The organism is Simplicispira lacusdiani (genome assembly GCF_003604195.1).
GTDB lineage: Bacteria > Pseudomonadota > Gammaproteobacteria > Burkholderiales > Burkholderiaceae_C > Simplicispira > Simplicispira lacusdiani.
Genome location: NZ_QXGR01000010.1, coordinates 42411 through 61331 on the forward strand (window position 1 = coordinate 42411; position 18921 = coordinate 61331).

The 18921-nt window shown below is 67.8% G+C and carries 16 protein-coding genes; 5 read left to right on the forward strand and 11 right to left on the reverse strand.

What is annotated here, in order from left to right; genetic code table 11:
• Positions 1–25 precede the first annotated feature (25 nt).
• Entirely contained in the window at positions 26–1681 is a 1656-nt protein-coding gene (locus tag D8S75_RS13915; protein WP_306419024.1) for a DUF4139 domain-containing protein, read from the reverse strand.
• 182 nt (positions 1682–1863) lie between these two features.
• Between D8S75_RS13915 and D8S75_RS13920 the strand changes: the two genes are divergently transcribed.
• From D8S75_RS13920 to D8S75_RS13935, 4 genes are all read left to right on the forward strand, one after another.
• Positions 1864–3156 carry a ferredoxin reductase family protein gene (locus tag D8S75_RS13920; RefSeq protein WP_119966957.1) on the forward strand — a complete coding sequence of 431 codons (1293 nt, stop codon included), beginning with the start codon at positions 1864–1866 and terminating at the stop codon, positions 3154–3156.
• A gap of 251 nt (positions 3157–3407) precedes the next feature.
• Positions 3408–4082, forward strand: coding sequence for a substrate-binding periplasmic protein (locus tag D8S75_RS13925; RefSeq protein WP_198673214.1), 675 nt, complete (start codon positions 3408–3410; stop codon positions 4080–4082).
• A complete protein-coding gene (locus tag D8S75_RS13930) occupies positions 4073–5515 on the forward strand; it encodes a GGDEF domain-containing protein (RefSeq protein ID WP_119966959.1) in 1443 nt (480 codons plus the stop codon). The genes D8S75_RS13925 and D8S75_RS13930 overlap by 10 nt, the downstream gene beginning before the upstream one ends.
• Positions 5512–6246 carry a substrate-binding periplasmic protein gene (locus tag D8S75_RS13935; protein WP_119966960.1) on the forward strand — a complete coding sequence of 245 codons (735 nt, stop codon included), beginning with the start codon at positions 5512–5514 and terminating at the stop codon, positions 6244–6246. Before D8S75_RS13930 ends, D8S75_RS13935 begins: the two co-directional genes overlap by 4 nt.
• A gap of 107 nt (positions 6247–6353) precedes the next feature.
• Here the strand turns inward: D8S75_RS13935 and thiL are convergent, their stop codons facing one another.
• The 5 genes from thiL to apaG all read right to left on the reverse strand — a co-directional run bounded on the left by thiL (position 6354) and on the right by apaG (position 12397).
• Positions 6354–7328, reverse strand: a complete 975-nt coding sequence (thiL, locus tag D8S75_RS13940) for a thiamine-phosphate kinase (protein ID WP_119966961.1) — start codon at positions 7326–7328, stop codon at positions 6354–6356.
• 158 nt (positions 7329–7486) lie between these two features.
• Complete coding sequence (locus D8S75_RS13945) at positions 7487–8608, reverse strand: YbdK family carboxylate-amine ligase (protein ID WP_119966962.1); 1122 nt, start codon at positions 8606–8608, stop codon at positions 7487–7489.
• The gene (locus D8S75_RS13950) at positions 8598–9854 is read right to left on the reverse strand and encodes a cation:proton antiporter (protein ID WP_119966963.1); all 1257 of its coding nucleotides are present in this window, start codon (positions 9852–9854) and stop codon (positions 8598–8600) included. Before D8S75_RS13950 ends, D8S75_RS13945 begins: the two co-directional genes overlap by 11 nt.
• A 183-nt stretch (positions 9855–10037) precedes the next feature.
• Complete coding sequence (gene tlpB, locus D8S75_RS13955) at positions 10038–12014, reverse strand: transporter-like protein TlpB (RefSeq protein WP_119966964.1); 1977 nt, start codon at positions 12012–12014, stop codon at positions 10038–10040.
• The gene (apaG, locus tag D8S75_RS13960) at positions 12011–12397 is read right to left on the reverse strand and encodes a Co2+/Mg2+ efflux facilitator ApaG/CorD (protein ID WP_119967033.1); all 387 of its coding nucleotides are present in this window, start codon (positions 12395–12397) and stop codon (positions 12011–12013) included. Before apaG ends, tlpB begins: the two co-directional genes overlap by 4 nt.
• Positions 12398–12436: 39 nt before the next feature.
• On the opposite strand from apaG, the gene rpe reads away from it, so the two are divergent.
• Positions 12437–13120, forward strand: a complete 684-nt coding sequence (rpe, locus tag D8S75_RS13965) for a ribulose-phosphate 3-epimerase (protein WP_119966965.1) — start codon at positions 12437–12439, stop codon at positions 13118–13120.
• A 77-nt stretch (positions 13121–13197) separates the two neighbouring features.
• Here the strand turns inward: rpe and D8S75_RS13970 are convergent, their stop codons facing one another.
• The 5 genes from D8S75_RS13970 to D8S75_RS13990 are packed head-to-tail and all read right to left on the reverse strand — an operon-like array spanning position 13198 to position 18921.
• Positions 13198–16209 carry a pilus assembly protein gene (locus D8S75_RS13970; RefSeq protein ID WP_119966966.1) on the reverse strand — a complete coding sequence of 1004 codons (3012 nt, stop codon included), beginning with the start codon at positions 16207–16209 and terminating at the stop codon, positions 13198–13200.
• Positions 16210–16224: 15 nt separating this feature from the next.
• Positions 16225–16803 carry a pilus assembly PilX family protein gene (locus tag D8S75_RS13975; protein WP_119966967.1) on the reverse strand — a complete coding sequence of 193 codons (579 nt, stop codon included), beginning with the start codon at positions 16801–16803 and terminating at the stop codon, positions 16225–16227.
• Positions 16800–17897 carry a PilW family protein gene (locus tag D8S75_RS13980; protein ID WP_232829050.1) on the reverse strand — a complete coding sequence of 366 codons (1098 nt, stop codon included), beginning with the start codon at positions 17895–17897 and terminating at the stop codon, positions 16800–16802. The genes D8S75_RS13975 and D8S75_RS13980 overlap by 4 nt, the downstream gene beginning before the upstream one ends.
• A complete protein-coding gene (gene pilV, locus D8S75_RS13985; RefSeq protein WP_119966969.1) occupies positions 17894–18436 on the reverse strand; it encodes a type IV pilus modification protein PilV in 543 nt (180 codons plus the stop codon). Before pilV ends, D8S75_RS13980 begins: the two co-directional genes overlap by 4 nt.
• A complete protein-coding gene (locus tag D8S75_RS13990) occupies positions 18433–18921 on the reverse strand; it encodes a GspH/FimT family pseudopilin (RefSeq protein ID WP_232829051.1) in 489 nt (162 codons plus the stop codon). The genes pilV and D8S75_RS13990 overlap by 4 nt, the downstream gene beginning before the upstream one ends.

The window sequence follows — 18921 nt, forward strand, 5'->3', positions numbered from 1 at the left end:
GATGGCCGGGGGTTCGGGTGCGGCATCAGGGGCGTTCGAGCAGTTCGATGTCCTTGGGGTGGCGGATGGTGTGCTCGGCGCTGAACTGCGCCGTGGCGCCTGGGGCCATGCCTTGGCGCCAGGCGATGGTGCCGGCCTGGCGGTTCCAGGCGGTGTCGGCGGGCGCGGGCTGGTAGTGCGATTCGACCTCGATCTTCTCGTGGCGCGACACCGGGGCGGCGTGCAGCACCTGCAGGTCGATGGCGCTCTTGTGGCGGTTCTCCACCTGGTAGGCGCGGCGCGTCTTGCGCTCGGTGCGCGCGCCGGTCAGGCCGGCGCTGCCGGTCATGTCCTGCGGCGCGTCGGCGCGCACCAGCACCAGCTCGTCGCGGCCGAACGAGAGGCTGGCCTGGGGCGTGGCGCCCGGCGCAGGCGCCGTGGCGGTGCCGAAGTCGAGCCGCCCCGTGCCCACGAAGGCGCCGTCGCGGTACAGGCCCACGCTGCCGGCCGGCCATACGCCCGGCGGCGGCGCGATCTCGGCCACGAGGTAGGCGGCCTCTTCCACGCCCGGCGCGGCGCGGGTCAGGAGGCGCGCAGGCGCCTGGTGCGTGCCCAGTGCCAGCGTGACGCGCTGGCCGTTGGACGGCACGGTGATGCGCTGGGGTACCGCGAACTCGGTGGCGAAACCCTTGTCGCTGGTGCCCACATCGAAGCTGGGCAGGGCCTCGGCGTTGCCGCGCTCGCGGGCCGGCGCGGCGGGGGCGGGCGCTGCGGCGGGCGCCATGGCCATGGCCGGTGCGGGCGCGCGCGGCTGGGGTGGCGGCGCCACGTCCAGCGTCCAGGGGCGCGGCAGGCGGCCCTGTGTGGCGCGGTGGGGCTGGCCGGTGGAAAGCGTCAACTGGACGTTGCCCCAGTCCTCGCCACTGTTCTGCGCCACCAGGGCCAGGCGTTCGAGCTGCACGCCGGGCTTGGCGGCGTCCAGCGTGGCGCGGTAGCTGGGCTGCCAGCCTGGGCCGCGCACCTGGTAGGCCAGGCGCAGCTCGCCCTCGCGCTCGGCGGCCAGGTTGATGGTGACCGAGACCACGCGCGTGCGCTGGCTGGCCACGCGGTCGCGCTCGGCCGCGAGGGGCTTGAGCGCGAGTTCCAAGGCCTCCTGCTTGCGCTTGAGCTGGTGGGCGCGCGCCTGGGTGTCCTGGCCCGATTTGCGCAGCGCCTCGGCCATGGCCGCGAGCTGCGCCGGCGTGGTGGCGGGGCCGCGCGGCGCGGCGGCATCGTCGCCGGCCGGGCCGCCCGCGACGGCCTTGAGGTAGCCCTCCACCAGCTGCAGCGCGCTGGTCTCGGCCTTCACCGCCGCGATCTGGTCCTCCAACTCGCGGATGCGGCCGTCGAGCGGGCTGGCGCACCCGCCGGCCACGTCGCGGTCCTCGGTGAGCACGCTGAACTCGCCCACGCGCACGGCGGGGTCGGCCTGGATCTGCAGGCTCTGCGTGTCCAGCGTGGCGGGCAGGCAGGTCAGCACCAGGCTGCGCGCGCCGGCCGGCACCTTGGCCACGCGCTCGACCGTGGCCACGCCGGGGTAGACCGTGACGCGGGCGATGCGCGAGGCGCCGTCCTGCGCCGTGGCGCCGGAGGCGGCGCACCACAGGGCCACGCCAGCGAGCGAGGGGATCAAGGGCCACGGGATCGGGAAAGCAGGCTTCACGGTGTGCTCCTGGGCTGAACGAAGGGGAGGGTGTGCCGTGCATGCTAGCAGCCGGCCGGACCCTGCTTCCAGACGGGCGTGGTGGCGCGGCGGCGTGCTTTACCTGCGCTTCACCGTTGCCTTAAGAAAGGCTTCATGGCGCGGTTTTAAGGTCCAAGCAAGGCAATCAACCAGGATCGAACATGAAAAAAACACTGTGGGCCACCGGGCTGCTGGCGCTGGTCGCGTGGCTCTGGGCCCTGCCGCCGGCCACGGCGGCGAATGCGTGGTGGTGGCGCCAGCAGCTCATCCTGCTCAGCGGGCTGGGCGCCTGGCTGCTGATGTCTCTCATCATGGTGCTGGCGGTGCGTCCAGCGTGGCTGGAGCGGCCGCTGGGCGGGCTGGACAAGATGTACCGCCTGCACAAGTGGGCGGGGATCGGGGCCATCGTGCTGGCGCTGGTGCATTACGGGTTGGATCTGTCCAAGGGGCTGCTGCTCCTGTTCTTGGAGCGGCCTGTGAAGCCGCCCCGCGCGGAGTGGTGGCTCAACGCCTTCCGCGACGTGGCCAAGGACTTCGGCGAATGGTCGGTGTGGCTGCTGGCGGCCATGTTGGTCATCACGCTGTGGCAGCGTTTCCCGTACCACTGGTGGCGCGTGCTGCACAAGGTGCTGGCGCTGGTGTACCTGGCCCTGGCGCTGCACGCCGTGGTGCTGGCGCCGCCCGCGTGGTGGCAGCAGCCGGCGGGCTGGATCGTGGGGCTGAGCGCGCTGGCGGGAACCTGGTGCGCCGTGCTGTCGCTGGCCGGCCGCATCGGCGGCGCGCGGCGCCACGGCGCCCGGGTGACGGCGGTGCAGGACCGGGGCGCCGGCGTGCTGGAGGTGACCTGCCAGGTGCAGGGGCGCTGGCGGCACCGCGCCGGGCAGTTCGCCTTCATCACCTTCGAGCGGGGCGAAGGCCACCACCCCTTCACCATCAGCAATGCCGATGGTGGCCAGGGTGAAGTGCGCTTTGCCATCAAGGCGCTGGGCGATTACACCGCGCGGCTGGCCGAGCGCGTGCATGCCGGGCAGGAGGTCACCGTCGAAGGCCCCTATGGCCGCTTCGACTTCCGCCGCGACAGCGCACCCGAGCAGGTGTGGGTGGCGGCGGGCATAGGCGCTACCCCCTTCGTTGCCTGGCTGGAATCGCTGCAGGACGCACCAGACCAGGCGCCGCGCGTGCAACTGCATTACTGCGTGCGCAATGCCGGTGAAGCCGTGTTCGCCGAGCGGCTGCAGGCATTGTGCGCCGGACTGCCGAGCATCACGCTGAAGATCCACCACAGCGATGACGCCGGGCAGGTGCGCGCGGACGATCTGCTGGCCCAGGCCAGCCCCGGTGCCAGCGTCTGGTTCTGCGGCCCGCAGGGCTTCGGCTTGGCGCTGCGCGAGGCCATGCAGCGCCTGGGCCGCCCGGCCGGACGCTTCCACCAGGAGCTGTTCCAGATGCGCTGAGCGCCGCACGGGCAGGCCGCGTTGACCCCGTGGGATGGGTAACGGATACTGTCGCCAGTTCAGAGTTCAGTCCATTTTGGGGGAGAACGTGGGCGCGGCGGGGCGGTTCATTGCCACCAGGCGCGGCCGCACCGGCGAGCATGGCAGCACCACGAAAGCACCCACAGGCAGGCATCCGCAGGCGGCAACTCGCTGGTCTGCTGGGAGGGCTCTGGCTGGGCGCGGGCGCAGCAAGCGCGCAAGAGGGGCGGTTGCGCATCCTCACGGAGGAGTTCCCGCCCTACAACTTCACGGAGCGAGGCCGGATCACCGGGTTGGGCACCGACGTGGTCGAGGCCGTGCTGCAGGAGATCGGCGCGCAGGGCGACATCCAGTCCATGCCCTGGGCACGCGCTTACCAGATGGCGCGCGACATGCCTGGGGTGCTGATCTACTCCATCGGGCGCACTCCGGAGCGTGAGCGGCTGTTCAAGTGGGTGGGCGTGATCGCGCCGACCCACTATTACCTGTTCAGCCAGCCCGGCAAGTCGCTCAGGATTGATTCGCTGGAGGCGGCCAAGGCCTACCAGATCGGTACGGTCAACGAAGACGTGGGCGAACAGTTTCTCGTGGCCCACGGCTTCGTCAAGGGGGTGAACCTGCAGTCGAGCGTGAAGTACGAGCACAACTACGAAAAGCTCCAGCGCGGCCGGGTGGACTTGTGGATCATGAGCGAACTCACGGCCTACCATCTGGCGCGCCAGGCCGGCGATGACCCCGGCAGAACCCTGTCCAAGGCCCTTCACATTCCGGATTTGAGCCGCGAGGGCTACTACATGGCCTTCGGCAACCAGACGCCCGACGAACTGGTGTCGCGCTTTCGCAAGGGGCTGGAGGCCATCAAGCGCAACGGCACCTACGACAGGCTGCAGCGCAAATGGCGATAGCTCCCGATACGCTCCCCGCGCAGGCCGCGCCGCCGCCCGCACCGCCGTCCGTGGCGCCGTCCGTGGCGCCGTCCGTGGCGCCGTCCGTGGCGCCGCGCGGCTCCCTGGGCGGGCGGCTGGTGCTGGCCACGCTGGCTTTTTGCATGGTGTTCACCCTGGCGGCGGTGGCGGTGCTGACCCTCTCGGCCTGGAAGTCGGGCTTGACCACGATGGAGGCCGAGCTGACCCAGATCGAACAGATCTACAGCGGCACTCTGTCCAAGGCCATCTGGGAACTGGACCGCGAGGCGTTGCAGGCCCATGTGCAAAGCGCCATGCGCCTGCCCTCGGTCGGCCGGGTGGAGCTGAAGGTGATGCTGGCCAACAGCGCGATGGTGGTGATCGAGCGCGCGCGGGAGGAGTGGGGCGGCCCGGGCCGGGCCCCCACGCGCAGGCTGGTCCTGACCTATGAGCCCTACCCTGGAGCGCGTGAAAAGGTGGGCGAGCTGCTGCTGCAGGGCGATGAGGGCGTGCTGTGGCAGCGCCTGCGCGGTGCGCTGGCGGCCATCGTGATCACGCAGCTGTTGCAGTCACTGATGCTGGCGGGCCTGATCATGCTGATGTTCAACCGGATGGTCACCGTCCATGTGCAGCGCATTGCCTCCCACCTGGCGGGCGTGGGGCCGGGCAACCTCGGCGCGACCCTGGAATTGCAACGCGACAGCCATCGCCAGGACGAGCTGGGCCAATTGGTGTCGGGGGTCAATCTTCTGCAGGGCAGCCTGGCGAACTATCTGGAGCAGCAGCAGCGTTACGAGCAGGAGCTGGCGGGCCACCGGGATCACCTGGCCCATCTGGTGGACGAGCGCACGGCCGCGCTGCAGGCCGCCAACGCGCGCCTGGAGAGCCTGGCGCGCACGGACCCACTCACGGGGCTGCCCAACCGGCGCCATTTCGACGAGGTCAAGAAGAACGAATTCCGGCGCGCGCGGCGCAGCGGGCAGGGCCTGGCCTTGCTGGTCTGCGATATCGACTGCTTCAAGGACTACAACGACCACTACGGGCATGCCATGGGCGACCAGTGCCTGATCGCCGTGGCCCACACCCTGCGCGCCAGCCTGGCGCGCGCCGGGGACCTGGTGGCGCGCATCGGCGGCGAAGAGTTTGGCGTGCTGCTGCCGGGCACCCATGAGGAAGCCGCCTGGCTGTTGGCGCAGCGTGTGCGCGCCGCCGTGGCCGCCTGCGCGATCGAGCACCGCCATTCGCAGGCGGCGCCGGTGGTGACGATCAGCATCGGGATGGCGGTGCTGGAGCCGGGGGATGCCGAAGATTTCGAGGCGCTGTTCCAGCAGGCCGACCAGGCGCTGTACCGGGCCAAGGCAGCGGGACGCAACCAGGTGGCGGGGCCTATCCGGGCCGCGCATGAACGTGGCGAAGGGGGGGCAGCACCATGAAGCTGAAGCACTGGGCCTTGTGGATCGGCCTGGCCTGGCTGGTGGCCGGGGTGCCCGCGCGGGCGCAGGCCGTGCGGGCGGTCACCGAGACCACGCCCTACACCTTTGTCGCCGATGGCAAGGTGGTTGGCACGGCCACCGAAGTGGTGGAACTCACGCTCCAGCGTGCTAGGCTGACACCCTACACCGTGCACCTCTATCCATGGGCGCGCGCCTACGACATGGCGCTCCAGGAGCCCAATGTGCTGATCTTCCTGATCGCCCGCACTGCGGCGCGCGAGGAGCAGTTCCACTGGGCAGGCGAGATCATGAAGATCCAGTACCACCTGTTCCGCCTCCGGGGGCGGGCGCAAGGGGTTTCCGATCTGGCGTCGGCCCGGTCGCGCACCATCGGCGTGATGCGCGACGACGTGCGGCACCAGTACCTGCGCGCCAAGGGGTTCGAGAAGCTGGTCGTGTCGGCGCACCCCATCGACAATTTCCGCAAGCTGCTGAGCGGGCAGGTGGATATGGTGCCCCTGACCGCCGACGATGCCACCATGCTGTGCCGGGAGACGGGTTTTGACTGCGCGGGCCTGGAGCGCGTGCTCACGCTCGATGAGGCCTCCACCGGGCTGTACATGGCCTACAGCCGGCAGACCCCGATGGACGTGGTCGAGCGCACGCGCCAGGCCTTCGATCGGCTCAGGGCCGAGGGCGTGGTGCGGCGCACCATGGCGCGCACGCCCTGAAGCAGCGTTCCCCCTGGCCGCTGCCGGGCTGCGCCCGGCCCATCGGCTGCCGGTGGCGTACAGCGCGATGAATCACGGAAGTGAACGGGCTCCGGGGACTGGGGTGTTCAAGCGAAATGGTCGAACGAGGCGTAGCTTCGCGTGACGGCGCGGCCTTGCGCGTCGATGAGGCGCAGGCCCGGTGCGGCCTCGGTGCGGCCGATGCGCGTGACGGGCGTGCCCGTCGCCCGGCCCGCCGCCTCGACGGCGGCGCGCGCCGCCACGGGCGCCGTGAAGACGAGTTCGTAGTCGTCGCCGCCGGCCAGCGTGCACTGGTGCAGAAGTTCAAGGTCAAATTGGGGTTTGACGCTTTCTGGATCAGCGCCAGCAGCTATCAATTTGATAGTTTCCGAGGTGTCGATGCAGGCCCCCACGCCCGAGGCGCGCAGCAGGTGGCCCAGGTCGCCGAGCAGCCCGTCGCTCACGTCGAGCGCGGCGCTGGCGACGCCGCGCAAGGCCTGGCCCAATGCCACGCGCGGTGTGGGCCGCTCCAGGCGCTGGCGCGCGGCCTGCAGCAGGGCCGGGGGCAGCGGGGCGCGGCCCAGCAGTGCCTCCAGCGCCAGCCGGGCGTCGCCCAGCGTGCCGCTGACCCAGATGTCCTCGCCCGCGCGCGCGCCGCCGCGCAGCAGGGCTTGGCCCGCAGGCACTTCGCCGAAGATGGTGATGCAAAGGTTCAGCGGGCCCTGCGTGGTGTCGCCGCCCACGAGTTCGCACCCGTGCGCGTCGGCCAGGCGCAGCAGGCCGCGCGCGAAGGCTTCGAGCCAGGGCTCTTGAACGCGGGGCAGCGCCAGCGCCAGCGTGAAGGCCAGCGGCCGCGCGCCGCAGGCGGCGAGGTCGGACAGGTTCACGGCCAGCGCCTTGTGGCCCAGGGCCTCGGGGTCCACGTCGGCGAAGAAATGCCGACCCTCGACCAGCATGTCGCTGGAGACAGCCAGTTGCATGCCCGGCGCGGGCGCGAGCAGCGCGCAGTCGTCGCCCACGCCCAGCACGGCGCGGCGCGTTGGGCGCGTGAAGTAGCGCGCGATCAGGTCGAATTCACCCATGGGGTTCGATTGTGCGGTGTATCAATGGCAGTGCCGTCATGATGGCCCACGCGGGCTGGGTACTGGCCTGCTTCAGACCAGCGGCCGCCGTGCAAGGGCCGCCCCGCCGCACTGGCGGCGTCCCCCCGGGGGAAGGCGCGAAGCGGCTCAGGGGGGGGTTAATTCACTCCTCGGAAGCGCAGCGCGGCCTGCCGGCTCACCTCGGCGAGCAGCTGTTCCTCGCGCTGGCATTCGCGCAGCCAGCGGGCATCGTTCTGGCCCGCGCTGGCCTCGCCGCGCAGCAGGTGCAGGGCGCCCGTGGCACCCTGCGTGGCGGCGTGGCCGGCGATGCGGTCCATGGTCTGCAGGATGTGCTCGCGCAGCGGCATGTGCTCGCCCGTGGACGGGTCCACGTAGACCGCGTCCAGCCCGAAGCGGCAGGCCTGGAAGCGGTTGTAGGTGTAGACGAGGTAGTCGTCCTCCTCGGGCATGAAGGGCTGATCGGCCAGGAACCAGGCGCCGAGCGATTGCACGAAGCCGGCGAGCGCGGCGGCGCGCTCGATGGTCAGCGGGGTGTCGAACACGCGGATCTCGATGGTGCCGTACTCGGGCTTGGGGCGGATGTCCCAGTAGAAGTCCTTCATGCTCTTGACCACGCCGGTGCGCGTCATCTTGTCGAAGAACTGGCCGAAGGCCTCCCAGGTCAGCACGAAGGGCGCGCGGCCCGACAGCGGAAAGGCGAACACCGAGTTGAGCCGCGCCGAGTCGAACTGCGTGTCCTGCCCCTGCACGTAGGGGCTGGAGGCCGAGAGCGCGATGAAGTGCGGGATATAGCGGCTCATGCGGTGCAGCATGAGCAGGGCGGCATCGGCGTCCGGGCAGCCGATGTGCACATGCTGGCCGAAGATGGTGAACTGCTTGCTCAGGTAGCCGTAGAGCTGCGAGAGCTCCTGGAAGCGCGGCTTGTCGTAGATGCGCCGCTCGTGCCACTGCTGGAACGGGTGCGTGCCGCCGCCGGCCACGGCGATGTTGAGCTTGTCGGCGCTTTTCACCAGCGCGTCGCGGATCGGGATGAGCTGGCCCAGCACCTCGCTGCTGCTGTGGCAGACGCCGGTGGAGATCTCGATCATGCTGTTGGTCATCTCGGGCACCACGCTGCCGGGCAGGGGTATCTTCTTCATGAGGCGCAGCATGTCCTCGGCGTAGGGAGCGAGGTCGTAGTCGTGGGTGTTGACGAGCTGCAGCTCCAGTTCCACGCCCAGCGTCAGCGGTTCGGAATGGTGGAAGGCTTCAAGACCCATGGTTTTCTCCGTTGCGGTTGCGGGACAGGGGCGCCCAGGGCTTGGAGCTTTCGCCCGCGCGGTAGATGGCCACGGTGGCGATCACCGCGCCCAGCACCTCCATGAGCAGGATGGCGGGCAGCGCGACGCGCGCGATCAGGTGTCCCGTGGAGGGCGAGGCCAGCACGAACTGCGAGGCGATCAGCAGCGCGATGGACGACATCGGCGTCATCGCGCAGCCCGTCCACAGCGCCTGCTGCCAGCTCGCGCCACTGCCCACGTTGCCCAGCGCCACGCCCACGGCCTTGGCCAGCAGGCGCACGGCGATCAACGCCAGCACCACGCCGGCCACGGGGGCGCTCCAGTCGGCCTGCGCGGCCACGGTGGAAACGAGCACGAACATCAGCATGGTCAGCAGCGACGAGGCGTTGCCGAGCTGGCGCGGCCAGGCCCAGGGGCGCTGGTGCATCTGCTTGAGCAGCATGCCGGCCAGCAGCGCCGCCAGCGGCGCCGAGCCGCCCATGTGCGCCGCCACGGCCGTGGCGGCGGCCACCAGGGCCAGCAGCAGCATGGAGGTGTTCTCGCTCGTCGGGCTCATGAAGCGCAGCGCCAGGCGCAGCGCCAGGGCCAGCAGCGTGGCCACCACGATGGAGACGCCCAGCACCACCATCACGGGATAGACCGTGTCCAGCAGGCCGATGGAGCTGCGGTTGATGAGCTCGGCGCGCGCGCTGCCCAGCGTCAGCGCGTACAGCGTGGAGAGCGTGGCCAGCACGATGGCGCGCTCGGTCACCGGGCCGGCGGCGCGCGTGTCGGACACCACGCGCGTGAGAACGGCGGGCGAGGCGGCGAGCGCCACGATGGCCAGCGGGCCGGCGGCGCGCTCGGGCACGTCCAGCCACAGCAGCACCCAGAGCACCGCGAAATAGGTCAGCGCCGACTCGGCGATGCTCTGCACCAGCACCATGGGGTTGTGCCGGAACCAGCGCAGCGGGATGCGCCCGCCGCACTCGAACAGCACGATGGCGATGCCCAGCTCCAGCAGGAACAGGCCGATGCCTTGCAGCGGCCAGACGGCGCCGCTGAAGCCCGCCAGGCCGGCCACGGTGCCGACCAGCGAGTAGCCCACCACCTTGGGCAGACCGATGTGGCGCTGGAACAGGTAGCCGGTCATGGCGGCCACGGCCAGCAGCAGCGACCACTGCACCGTGGGCAGTCCGGCCGAGGGGCGCAGCCATTGCGCCCAGAAGCTCAGGATTTCGTTCATGTCATGTGTCCTCTCCGTCGTTCGGGTGTGGCCCGGGGGGGCGGACAGGCAGCTCGGCCCTCCCGGCCCAGGGTGACGGGTGGGAAGCGAACCGCCTGGGCGGTGTCCTGAATTTACGGGCGAATGCCAGGCCTTGCTGTAGGACAGCGGAAGGACCCGGGCGCCCGGCCGGGGCCGCCCTGTTCAGGGCGCGCGGCGCTCAGGCATGAAAAAGCTCAGGGAAGCGGTGCGCAGGCGCGCACGGATGGCAGTGTATATGCGGGAGCGATCAACCCCGCTCACGTTGCGGGCACGCAGCGCCAGGCGGAAGGCCAGGTAGAAGCTCACGGCGACGTTGAACGCGCCCAGCAGCGGCAGGGTGGCCACGGCCCACCAGAAGGCCGGCAGGTGCAGCACCTCCAGGCCCAGCGCGGCGCTGGCGGCCCCCAGCTGTCCGGAAGACAGCGTCACGTGGCGTACGTCCAGCCCCAGTCCGAAGAAGCCAGCGAACGCGGGAACGAGCCCGAGCATGAAGCCCAGCGAGATGTTGGCGGCGAAGCCCGAGATGTTCGCGCGCAGAAAGCGCGCCCAGCGCGCGGCGCGCTCGCCGCCCAGCCAGCGGGTGATGCGCGGGTTGTAACGCAAGGCCGAGTCGAGCCGGTGCAGCACGAACCAGTTTTCCGTCCAGCCCGCGATGATGCTGGAAGTGAACAACAGCACCCCGGTGAACGCGGCGAACAGGACCGAGGGGCCGAGCAGGTGCAGCGACTCCAGCACATGCGTGGCCGTCTCCGGGCTGATGGCGGGTTGGCCGCTGGCCCAGGCCAGGCATTGGGCCAGGCCCCACACGGCCGGGAACACCACCAGCACATTGCCGAGCACGGCCGCCACCTGGGAGCGCACGAGGTGGGTGACCTCGTCCACGAAGGGCTCCACGCCCGCGCCCGTGTCCAGTTCCTTGAGCCGCGCCGCCATGGCGGGCGCCGTCATCGCGGGCTGCTTGGTGGCCACCGTGAAATGCAGCAGCTGGATGAGCACGAAGCTCGCGGCATAGTTCACCCCCGCCCAGAAACCGCCCCAGAAGGCCGACAGGGCCAGCGCATAGAGCGCGAACTTGATAAGCGTGGTGAACGCCATCACGGCACCGCCGCCCGCGGCCTGGGCCACCATGGCGCGGTATTCCGCCGCCGTGCGGGTGATGTAGTGTTCACCGGTCTCGGCGCTGCGTTCGGCCACCTTGGCCGCCAGGATGGACGAGTTGGCCGCCAGCAGCGCGCGCAGGCTGCGCCGCTCCTGCCCCACCAGCACCAGCTGCGCCAGCAACTGCGCAGCGCTGGCGGCCGGGGTGGGCGAGAGCACGCAGTCGAGCAGGGCGCGCACGCGCAGGATGCGCTCGCGCAACTGGCGCAGCAGGAACACCAGGCCGACCGAGATGCCGTTGTCCTCGAAATGCGGGTACACCGTGGCCGCCGCCGCGCGGCAGGCCTCCAGGCGCTCGCGCAGGCGCTGCGCGGCCTCGTCGAGCCGCTCGCGCGTACGCAGGCCGCGCAGCACCTCCACGCGCAGGCTTTCCACGTCGCGGGTCAGCGCGTGGAAGGGCTGGGCCTCGCGCGCCGCCTCGCTCATGCGCAGGCGCAGCTCGGGCGCGAAGCCGGTGGCCAGGATCTGCCCGGCGCAGTAGGTGATGGCGTCGAGCAGGATGCGTTGCCACAGGGCGCTGGGGCCGTCGTTCTCCGAGAGCAGGGCCGCCAGCCGCTGCAGGTCCTGCGCCTGCAACGCCGCCAGCCACCGGGCGTCGAACGCCGTGGGCAGGGCCAGGCTGAACAGCTCGGACGCGTCGATGGTCTCCGGGCTGCTGGGCAGCAGCTTGCGGCGCAGGCGCTCGGCCACTTCGCTGACCAGCGCGGTGCGTGGCGCGAAACCGAAGTCGGCCAGCAGGGTGGTCATGTCCACCGTGTCCACCAGCGTGGCCCACCAGGCGCGCAGCCGTGACCGCAGATCCGGGTCGGCCTCGACGGCGTCGAGGAACTGGCGCACCCGCTCCAGCGCGGCGGCCGGGGATTCTTGGCCGCCACGCACCCAGGCCAGCAGGTGCACCAGCCACAGGTGGCGGGCGGCCAGGCCGGCGCGCGGGTCCAGCGCGGCGAGCAGGCGGTCCAGCTCCGTGCCGGGGCGGCTCAATGCAGCACCCTCGCGCCTGGTTCGCTGGCCTCCAGCAGGAAGAGCGGGATGGACGCGCTGAACGCCGTGCCATCCTCGGCTACGCAGTGGTAGCTGCCATGCATGGTGCCGGTGGCGGTGCGCAGGCGGCAGCCGCTGGTGTACTGGTAGGACTCGCCGGGCTGCAGCAGCGGTTGCTGCCCCACCACGCCCAGGCCCTGGACCTCCTCGGTGTGGCCCAGCGCGTCGCAAATGGTCCAGTGGCGCGAGATCAGCTGGGCCGCCACCGTGCCGGCATTCGTGATGGTGATGGTGTAGGCGAAGCTGTACACGCCCTCGCCGGGCTCCGACTGGTCGGGCAGGTACTCGGGCAGCACCGCCACGTCGAACTGGTACTTGGACAGGGACATGATGGGGCGCATGGTAACTGCGACAATGGCGGCATGAGCCGTACCTTCCGCATTGCCCCTTCGATCCTGTCCGCCGATTTCGCCCGCCTGGGCGAGGAAGTGCGGAATGTCATCGCCGCCGGTGCCGACTGGATCCATTTCGACGTCATGGACAACCATTACGTGCCCAACCTCACCTTCGGCCCCATGGTCTGCCAGGCGCTCAAGCAGCACGCCCAGACGCCCGCCGGCGTGGCGGTGCCGATCGACGTGCACCTGATGATCCAGCCCGTGGACGCCCTGGCCGCCGCTTTCGCCGACGCGGGCGCCGACTACATCAGCTTCCATCCGGACGCCTCGGGCCATGTGCACCGCAGCATCCAGGCCATCCGTTCCAAGGGTGTCAAGCCTGGTCTGGTGTTCAATCCCGCCGAGCCGCTGGATGTGCTCGACTGGGTGATCGACGACATCGACCTCATCCTCATCATGAGCGTGAACCCCGGCTTTGGCGGCCAGAGTTTCATCGACTCGGCCTTGCGCAAGATCGAGGCCGTGCGCAAGCGCATCGACGCCTGCGGGAAGGACATCCGCCTGGAGGTCGATGGCGGCATCAAGGTCGACAACATCCGCCGCGTGGCCAACGCGGGAGCTGACACCTTCGTCGCTGGCAGCGCCATCTTCGGCAAGCCCGATTACCGAGGGGTCATCGACACCATGCGTGCGCAGCTGGGTGGCTGAAGTCCCCATCATCCGGGTAACCAAGAAAAAGGGCCGACGATCCGTCGGCCCTTTGGCATTGTAGAAATGACACGCCTTCAGCGGGCATTCTCCTGATACCAGTAACGGCGCTTGCGCGGTGCGCTCAGCGAGCCCGTGGACTTGCCGGTCTCGATGGCGGACTTCTTGGAGTTCGGGGCGCCGATGATGAAGTCCTTTTGCTTGGTGACGGTGGTGGTCGTTCCATCGGGATTCGTCTGTTCATAGGTGATGGTGACGAAGCCGGCCACGGGGCTGGGAGGCAGGCCACCGCCTTCGAGCTTCTCGGAATACGGCGTCCGGCAGAACAGCGGGGCCGCATAGGTGCGTGCCTCGCCCAGGTTGGCCTTGCACACATTGGGGGCTGGTGGCGTGGGCTTGTTGGTGCCGAAGTAGGTGACGCCCCGGAACGTGGTCGATGCGTTCACCACCTTTTCGCCCGTGGCCAGTTCGATGTAGCAGCCGGCGTCCATGTTCTGGCTCGTTCCCACCTTGCCCAGCGTGGTGACGGGTGACGGCACCGGGGATGGCGTTCCCTTGGCCATGCGGTCGTCATACACCGTGAAGAAGGCGTCGGAGCCCGTGAGCTGCAGGGGTTTTTCCCGGTCGCCGGACCCGACCAGGATGGCGGTGAAGGTGGGTGTCGGCACCACATCGGGCGCGAAGAAGAACTTGCGCTGGGCGCCTCCGTCCAATGCCGCTATCTTGTAGATGTCCCAGACGCTGGTGTCATGGGCAGTACTGGTTTCAAGGTCGATGCGATAGATGTTGCCACCGGTATCCACGACATAGGCGCGGTCGGTATAGCCGTCCAGATCCGAATCCATCACTCCGATATCAGCCGTGACGCTGCGGTCGGTGTCGAAACGCTTGATCAGTGAACCGTCGAAGGCATCGAGCACGAACACGGCATTGCCCATCGTGGTCGTGCCTGGGGTGGCCAGATCCTCGGCGGCAGCGTCATAGCCGCCACCCATGATGAGCACGGGATTGGTGCGCCCCTTGAGCTTGGCCACGCGAGGCTCGGACCAGGTTTGGCCCAGCTTGGCGAAGCCTGTGTCTGTATGGGCGCGCCGCCACAGGTACAGGGGTTGGGTGGGGTTGGTGACATCCAGGGCGTAGAGGAAGCGCCCGCCCCGGCGCATGGTGGAATACAGGTATACCTTGGTGTTGCTGCCGTCGGCGGCGATTTTTTGATAGATCGTGATCGGGCCATCCATGAAGTAATCGCGTGGCTGGGGCTTGCTGGGAGAGGATTCATCCACGACGACGGTGGTCGAGAGGCGGATTTCCGGGGCGTTGCCGCGCTGTCGCGAAAGCTTGGGGAAATGCTCCTCGGGGATAAAACTCCACAGCTCCTGGCCGGCGCCGGTGCCGGACTGGTTGCCGTTGACGGCGCGCAACATCCCGTCGTTGGTGCCATAGAACACCACGATGTTGGGGGTGGCGGCGGTGCCGTAGTTCACCACGGCCGGGCGGGAGTGCAGTACATCGCCATGCACGCCGGGACGGATAGTGGTGGGTGAGCCCGGGCCATCTTCGTCGCCTGCATTGTCCAAGCCGCGCACCCAATTGATGATTAGGTCGCGTTGCGTGCTGTCCGATGCAATGGCCGCCATGCTGCTGCTGTTGGCGGTGGAGAACTGGGCGGTCGCGCTGGAAGCCAAGTTGGTGTTGGCTGCGCAACTGATGCAGGTGTACACATGCCGCGTGGCCTGGTTCGTGGCATAGACGGTGCGGATCTGCTGGGCGGCGCCGCCTTTTTCCACCACTTCACCGTCCGGCGAATCGGAAGAGCTAAGGGGCGTGCCCATCTGCTGATTGACCCAGAAGGAACTGGTGCCTGTCCAGTAGGAAACGGCCGAGGGTGAGATGAAGCCGGTCGCGCCACTGATGGCGGGGTTGCCGGTGGAGTCGGCTAGGAACAGCGAGTCGGTGGCGACGTCGTAGCCGAACTTGTACTGTTTGAGGTTACCGCGCCAGCGGGGCTTGGCGTCGGCGTCCGGCCTGAACATGCCCATGAAGACTTGGTTGAGGTAGGTGCCACGGGAGTTCACGCTCACCGGCAGACTAGCGGACGAGAACACGCTGTTGACGGCCTGGATCTGGTTGAAGATGGCCGCCAGCTTTTCTGCGATCTGGGTACCGCTGGAACTGACGGCGAAGTACTCGCCGCCACTCTCCCCGGCCATGCTCTTGAGCAAAGCGCTCCAGCCCGGGCCCTGGCCGGTGGTGATGGGGTCCACGTCCAGCGTATAGGTGGTGATGTTGGACGGCGATTTCTTCATGAACCGTGCCCATTCGTCAGCCACGTTGCTTTGCGAGCCGTTGGGCGTGAGCGCGAGGTCCGCCGGACGGCTCAAGTTGACGCTGGAGTAGGCGTTGCTCAGGCGGTTCGAGGCATTGGTGTTGTCGCTGTTGTTGTCCTGTGCCGCGCCATTGCTGAGGTAGATGATGTAGTTGCGCGCGCAGCCATTGACGACAGGGCTGTTGTAGGCTGTGCCAGCGAACGATTGCAGCGCGTTGTTGGGCTGCTGGTAGATGAGGTTGGAGGCTGGAGTGGGGCCGGAGTTGTTGCCCAGGTAGTCTGTCTTGACTTTCTGGTTGCCCGAATACGGCGCCGCGCCGGTGAAGTAGTAGTAGGCCTCGGCCATGGTCAGGCCGGCCTTGCCTCCGTTGGACTTGTCGTTCAGCTTGTGCAGGCTGTTGAGCAGTGCCATGAACTTGACTTTGTAGTCCGTATCCATGTTGCGGATGGCCGCGCGTACATAGGCACCGTCGATGTTGTTGTTCGGGTTCCCTGTTTCGGTGAACAGCATCAGACCGACGCGAAACTGGTTGGCTGGCAGGCCGTTGATGGTGCTCACCAGGGCCGCGATTTCATTCGTGAACGCGGTGTTCCAGTTGGCGGTGTTGTCCACCAGGATGAGCACGTTGGGTGGATCGGTCGTGGACGAGCCGCTGTAGATGTCAATATCGCTGGTGTACTGCGCCAGCGCGGGCAGCGCGGCGACCAGGCCGAGGGCGCATGCGGTCCATCGGCGCAGATGATGGATAAGCTTGCTGGGCATGGTGTTACTCCTGGTTCATTCGCAATAGCTGGAGACCTCGTTGCCGAAAACGATCACGGCGACGCCCTGGTTCACGGAAACCTGGGTGTTGGTGGCTGCATCCTTGACCTCTGCGCGCACATTCCATTCGCTGTTGGCGCAGCTTTCGGGGTCGGCGCCCGAGACCAGCGCGTCGGAGTCGACGAAAGTGCCGCCGGATCGGACCGGTGGCCGGCAGGGCGCCCAAATGTCGGTGGTGGCCGCATTCTTGGGAGCGGCGGGTAACTCGCTGGGAAGGATCGGCTTGGCACGGTAGCAGCTTGGTGCGGGTTTGAGCCACGCCGTGTAGTCCGGTGTGCCATCACCGTTCATGTCCACCGTGACGGGTGATTGCGCCACCCCGTCGGGGTTCTTGTGAAACTCCGGCGTGCTGATGGTGGCCTCCACGGCCATCTGGGCAGCGGACAGGCTTTCCTGGAAGGCCTGGCTGTTGCCCACGATGCGTAGATTGCTGCTGGAGCTGTTGAAGGCGCTGAGGGCAAAGAGGCTCATCAGCACCAGGAAGATCAGGGCCACCACCAGGGTGGCGCCGTTTTGGGATTCTTTGGTTTTCATGATGAGGCGGTTGGGGCTGGTGGAGGCGACTCGCGCCGGCCTGCAACATTGATGATGCGCACGGTGCTGGTATAGACCCTGCGTTTGAAGCCACTGGTGTCTCCATTGATGCTGATGGGGCCGAGGGCATAGGTTTTTCCTGCATCGTCATAACCATTGGAGCGTTCGGTTGTGCGCGACAGTAAATGGATGCGCATGGCGACCACGTTGGCCCAGTCGTTGTCACGTGCGCCAACAGCGCCGCTGAGTCCTGTCAGGAACACCTCGGGCAAGCCCTTGCTGGCATTGGTGGCGGGATCGGGATCCAGAGGGTCCGTGGTGTCAAAACCGTATTCCAGAACCATGCTCTCGATACCTTCTGCCAGGGGAACGACCGTCATGGCACTGCCGCGCAACTCCGCCATCTTCAGCGTCGGGACAGTGTCCACGCCGCATTCGTTGCAACTGGCGATGTAGTAGATGCGAGAGACGTATTTGCGGGCGGAACTCAGCGTTGTGCAGTTCTTCTCCTTCAGGATCAGTGCGCTAGGATCTGGGGATGCCACGAAGGGCGATGTCACCGGATCCGAGATGCAGCGGGATGTCTGTACATAGACCACATCCGTGGTGGAGATAGAGGCAGGCGCAACGATGTCTGTGTCCAGCCTGTGCACGGCAATGGCGCGTGTGCCTGGCAGTCTGTTGGGAAGGCATGCGAGCGCCGACGCCTCGCTGTCTGTCAGTCCCACGACCGGTAGCGGTGCCTTGGGTGCGTTAGGGATTGACGCGTCCCAGCCAAGTGCTGTGGCGCTGGTGGCGCAGGGGCTGGGGCTGGACATGGTCAATGCGTCCGCCGGCACTTCACCATAGAAGCCCGCCAGCATCAGGTCCTCGTGCAGTAGTTCCACGGCGTAGCGGCCGTTCTCGATCTGGCGGATGCTTTTTTCCAGTTCGTTGCCTGAGCGGCTGGTATGGGCGAAAAGCAGCGAGAGACTGGCAATTAGCACCAAGCCGACGGCCATGCCCACCATCAGTTCGACCAGCGAAAATCCTCGCATCCGGGCATGAGCCTGGTGCGTGGGCGCATAACGGGCAGGGATGGATCGGTGTGTCATGGTGCCAGAGGAGCTAGATTGGCGATCTGTACGACCACAGTGACCACGCGGCGCATGTCTTCGCTGCTGAAGGCTCCTTGGCCGCAGGTGTTCACGGGGGCAGCGCTGGCCTGGACGCCTTGCCAGGCCACGGCGAGCAGGTATTGGTTTGTGGCGGGGTTGGTGATGCAGCCCCGTGCCTTGAGCATGGCGCCTAACTTGGTTCCGCCCTGGGTCTCGGCGGCGCCCTGGATGAGCTTGGACCATTCGCAGAGGTCTTTCTGGACGACGGTCAGCGCCGTGCTGGTGCAATCCCCTGGGTCGGTGGCGCCAATGTCATTGCTCACATACGACAGTGCATCGGCACGGTTGAGGTTGATGCGCTCGGCCATGTCGTTGACCAGGATCAGGGCCTGAGAGCGCTGGTAGCCCTCCAGGTTGGCCACGGTGGTCCGTGCCTGCAGACCGACATAGCCCAGCACGCCAAATGCCACGATCAGCATGGCGATCAGCGCTTCGATCAAAGCAACGCCTTGTTGGGTTGAGCGCGGGTTCGTCATGTCGGGCACTCCGTGGTCGAACTCTTGGGGCGGCCGGAGGGGTCGATAGAGATGCAGCGCTTACGGTTGCCGCTGGTGTTGACGAAAGCGAACCGTGCCACATTGGTGGTGCTGGAAACCCGTCCGTTGCGGTCGAAGGTGAGGGTGGCGGGGCCGGTCAGCGTCACTCCTGAACCCACTTTGTTTCTCTGGCTCAGAATTTCCGTGCCAACGGTCATGCTCCAGCCGTCCACCCAGCCTGCGGATGCGGGACTCAGAGTGACGGGCGCCGGGATGACGCCACGTTTTAGGGCTTCGCTGCGTGCCAGGGTCAGGTCAGCCATGAGATCGAACGCCGCAGCACGCATGCGCTGCGATTCCAGGATGTCACGGAACGAGGGGGTGGCAATGGAAACCAGCACGGCGAGCACCGCCACGGTGATGATCAACTCCACCAGCGTGAAACCGCAGCTGGCTGGTCGTGTGCTCTTGTGGATGGTGGGCAC

Bases quoted from the DNA above. Each gene is read 5' to 3' on its own strand.
- D8S75_RS13980 (WP_232829050.1), bottom strand. From the start codon at position 17,897: ATGACACACCGATCCATCCCTGCCCGTTATGCGCCCACGCACCAGGCT.
- pilV (WP_119966969.1), bottom strand. From the start codon at position 18,436: ATGACGAACCCGCGCTCAACCCAACAAGGCGTTGCTTTGATCGAAGCG.
- D8S75_RS13945 (WP_119966962.1), bottom strand. From the start codon at position 8,608: ATGGGTCTTGAAGCCTTCCACCATTCCGAACCGCTGACGCTGGGCGTG.
- D8S75_RS13920 (WP_119966957.1), top strand. From the start codon at position 1,864: ATGAAAAAAACACTGTGGGCCACCGGGCTGCTGGCGCTGGTCGCGTGG.
- D8S75_RS13950 (WP_119966963.1), bottom strand. From the start codon at position 9,854: ATGAACGAAATCCTGAGCTTCTGGGCGCAATGGCTGCGCCCCTCGGCC.
- thiL (WP_119966961.1), bottom strand. From the start codon at position 7,328: ATGGGTGAATTCGACCTGATCGCGCGCTACTTCACGCGCCCAACGCGC.
- rpe (WP_119966965.1), top strand. From the start codon at position 12,437: ATGAGCCGTACCTTCCGCATTGCCCCTTCGATCCTGTCCGCCGATTTC.
- D8S75_RS13930 (WP_119966959.1), top strand. From the start codon at position 4,073: ATGGCGATAGCTCCCGATACGCTCCCCGCGCAGGCCGCGCCGCCGCCC.
- D8S75_RS13935 (WP_119966960.1), top strand. From the start codon at position 5,512: ATGAAGCTGAAGCACTGGGCCTTGTGGATCGGCCTGGCCTGGCTGGTG.
- D8S75_RS13975 (WP_119966967.1), bottom strand. From the start codon at position 16,803: ATGAAAACCAAAGAATCCCAAAACGGCGCCACCCTGGTGGTGGCCCTG.
- D8S75_RS13970 (WP_119966966.1), bottom strand. From the start codon at position 16,209: ATGCCCAGCAAGCTTATCCATCATCTGCGCCGATGGACCGCATGCGCC.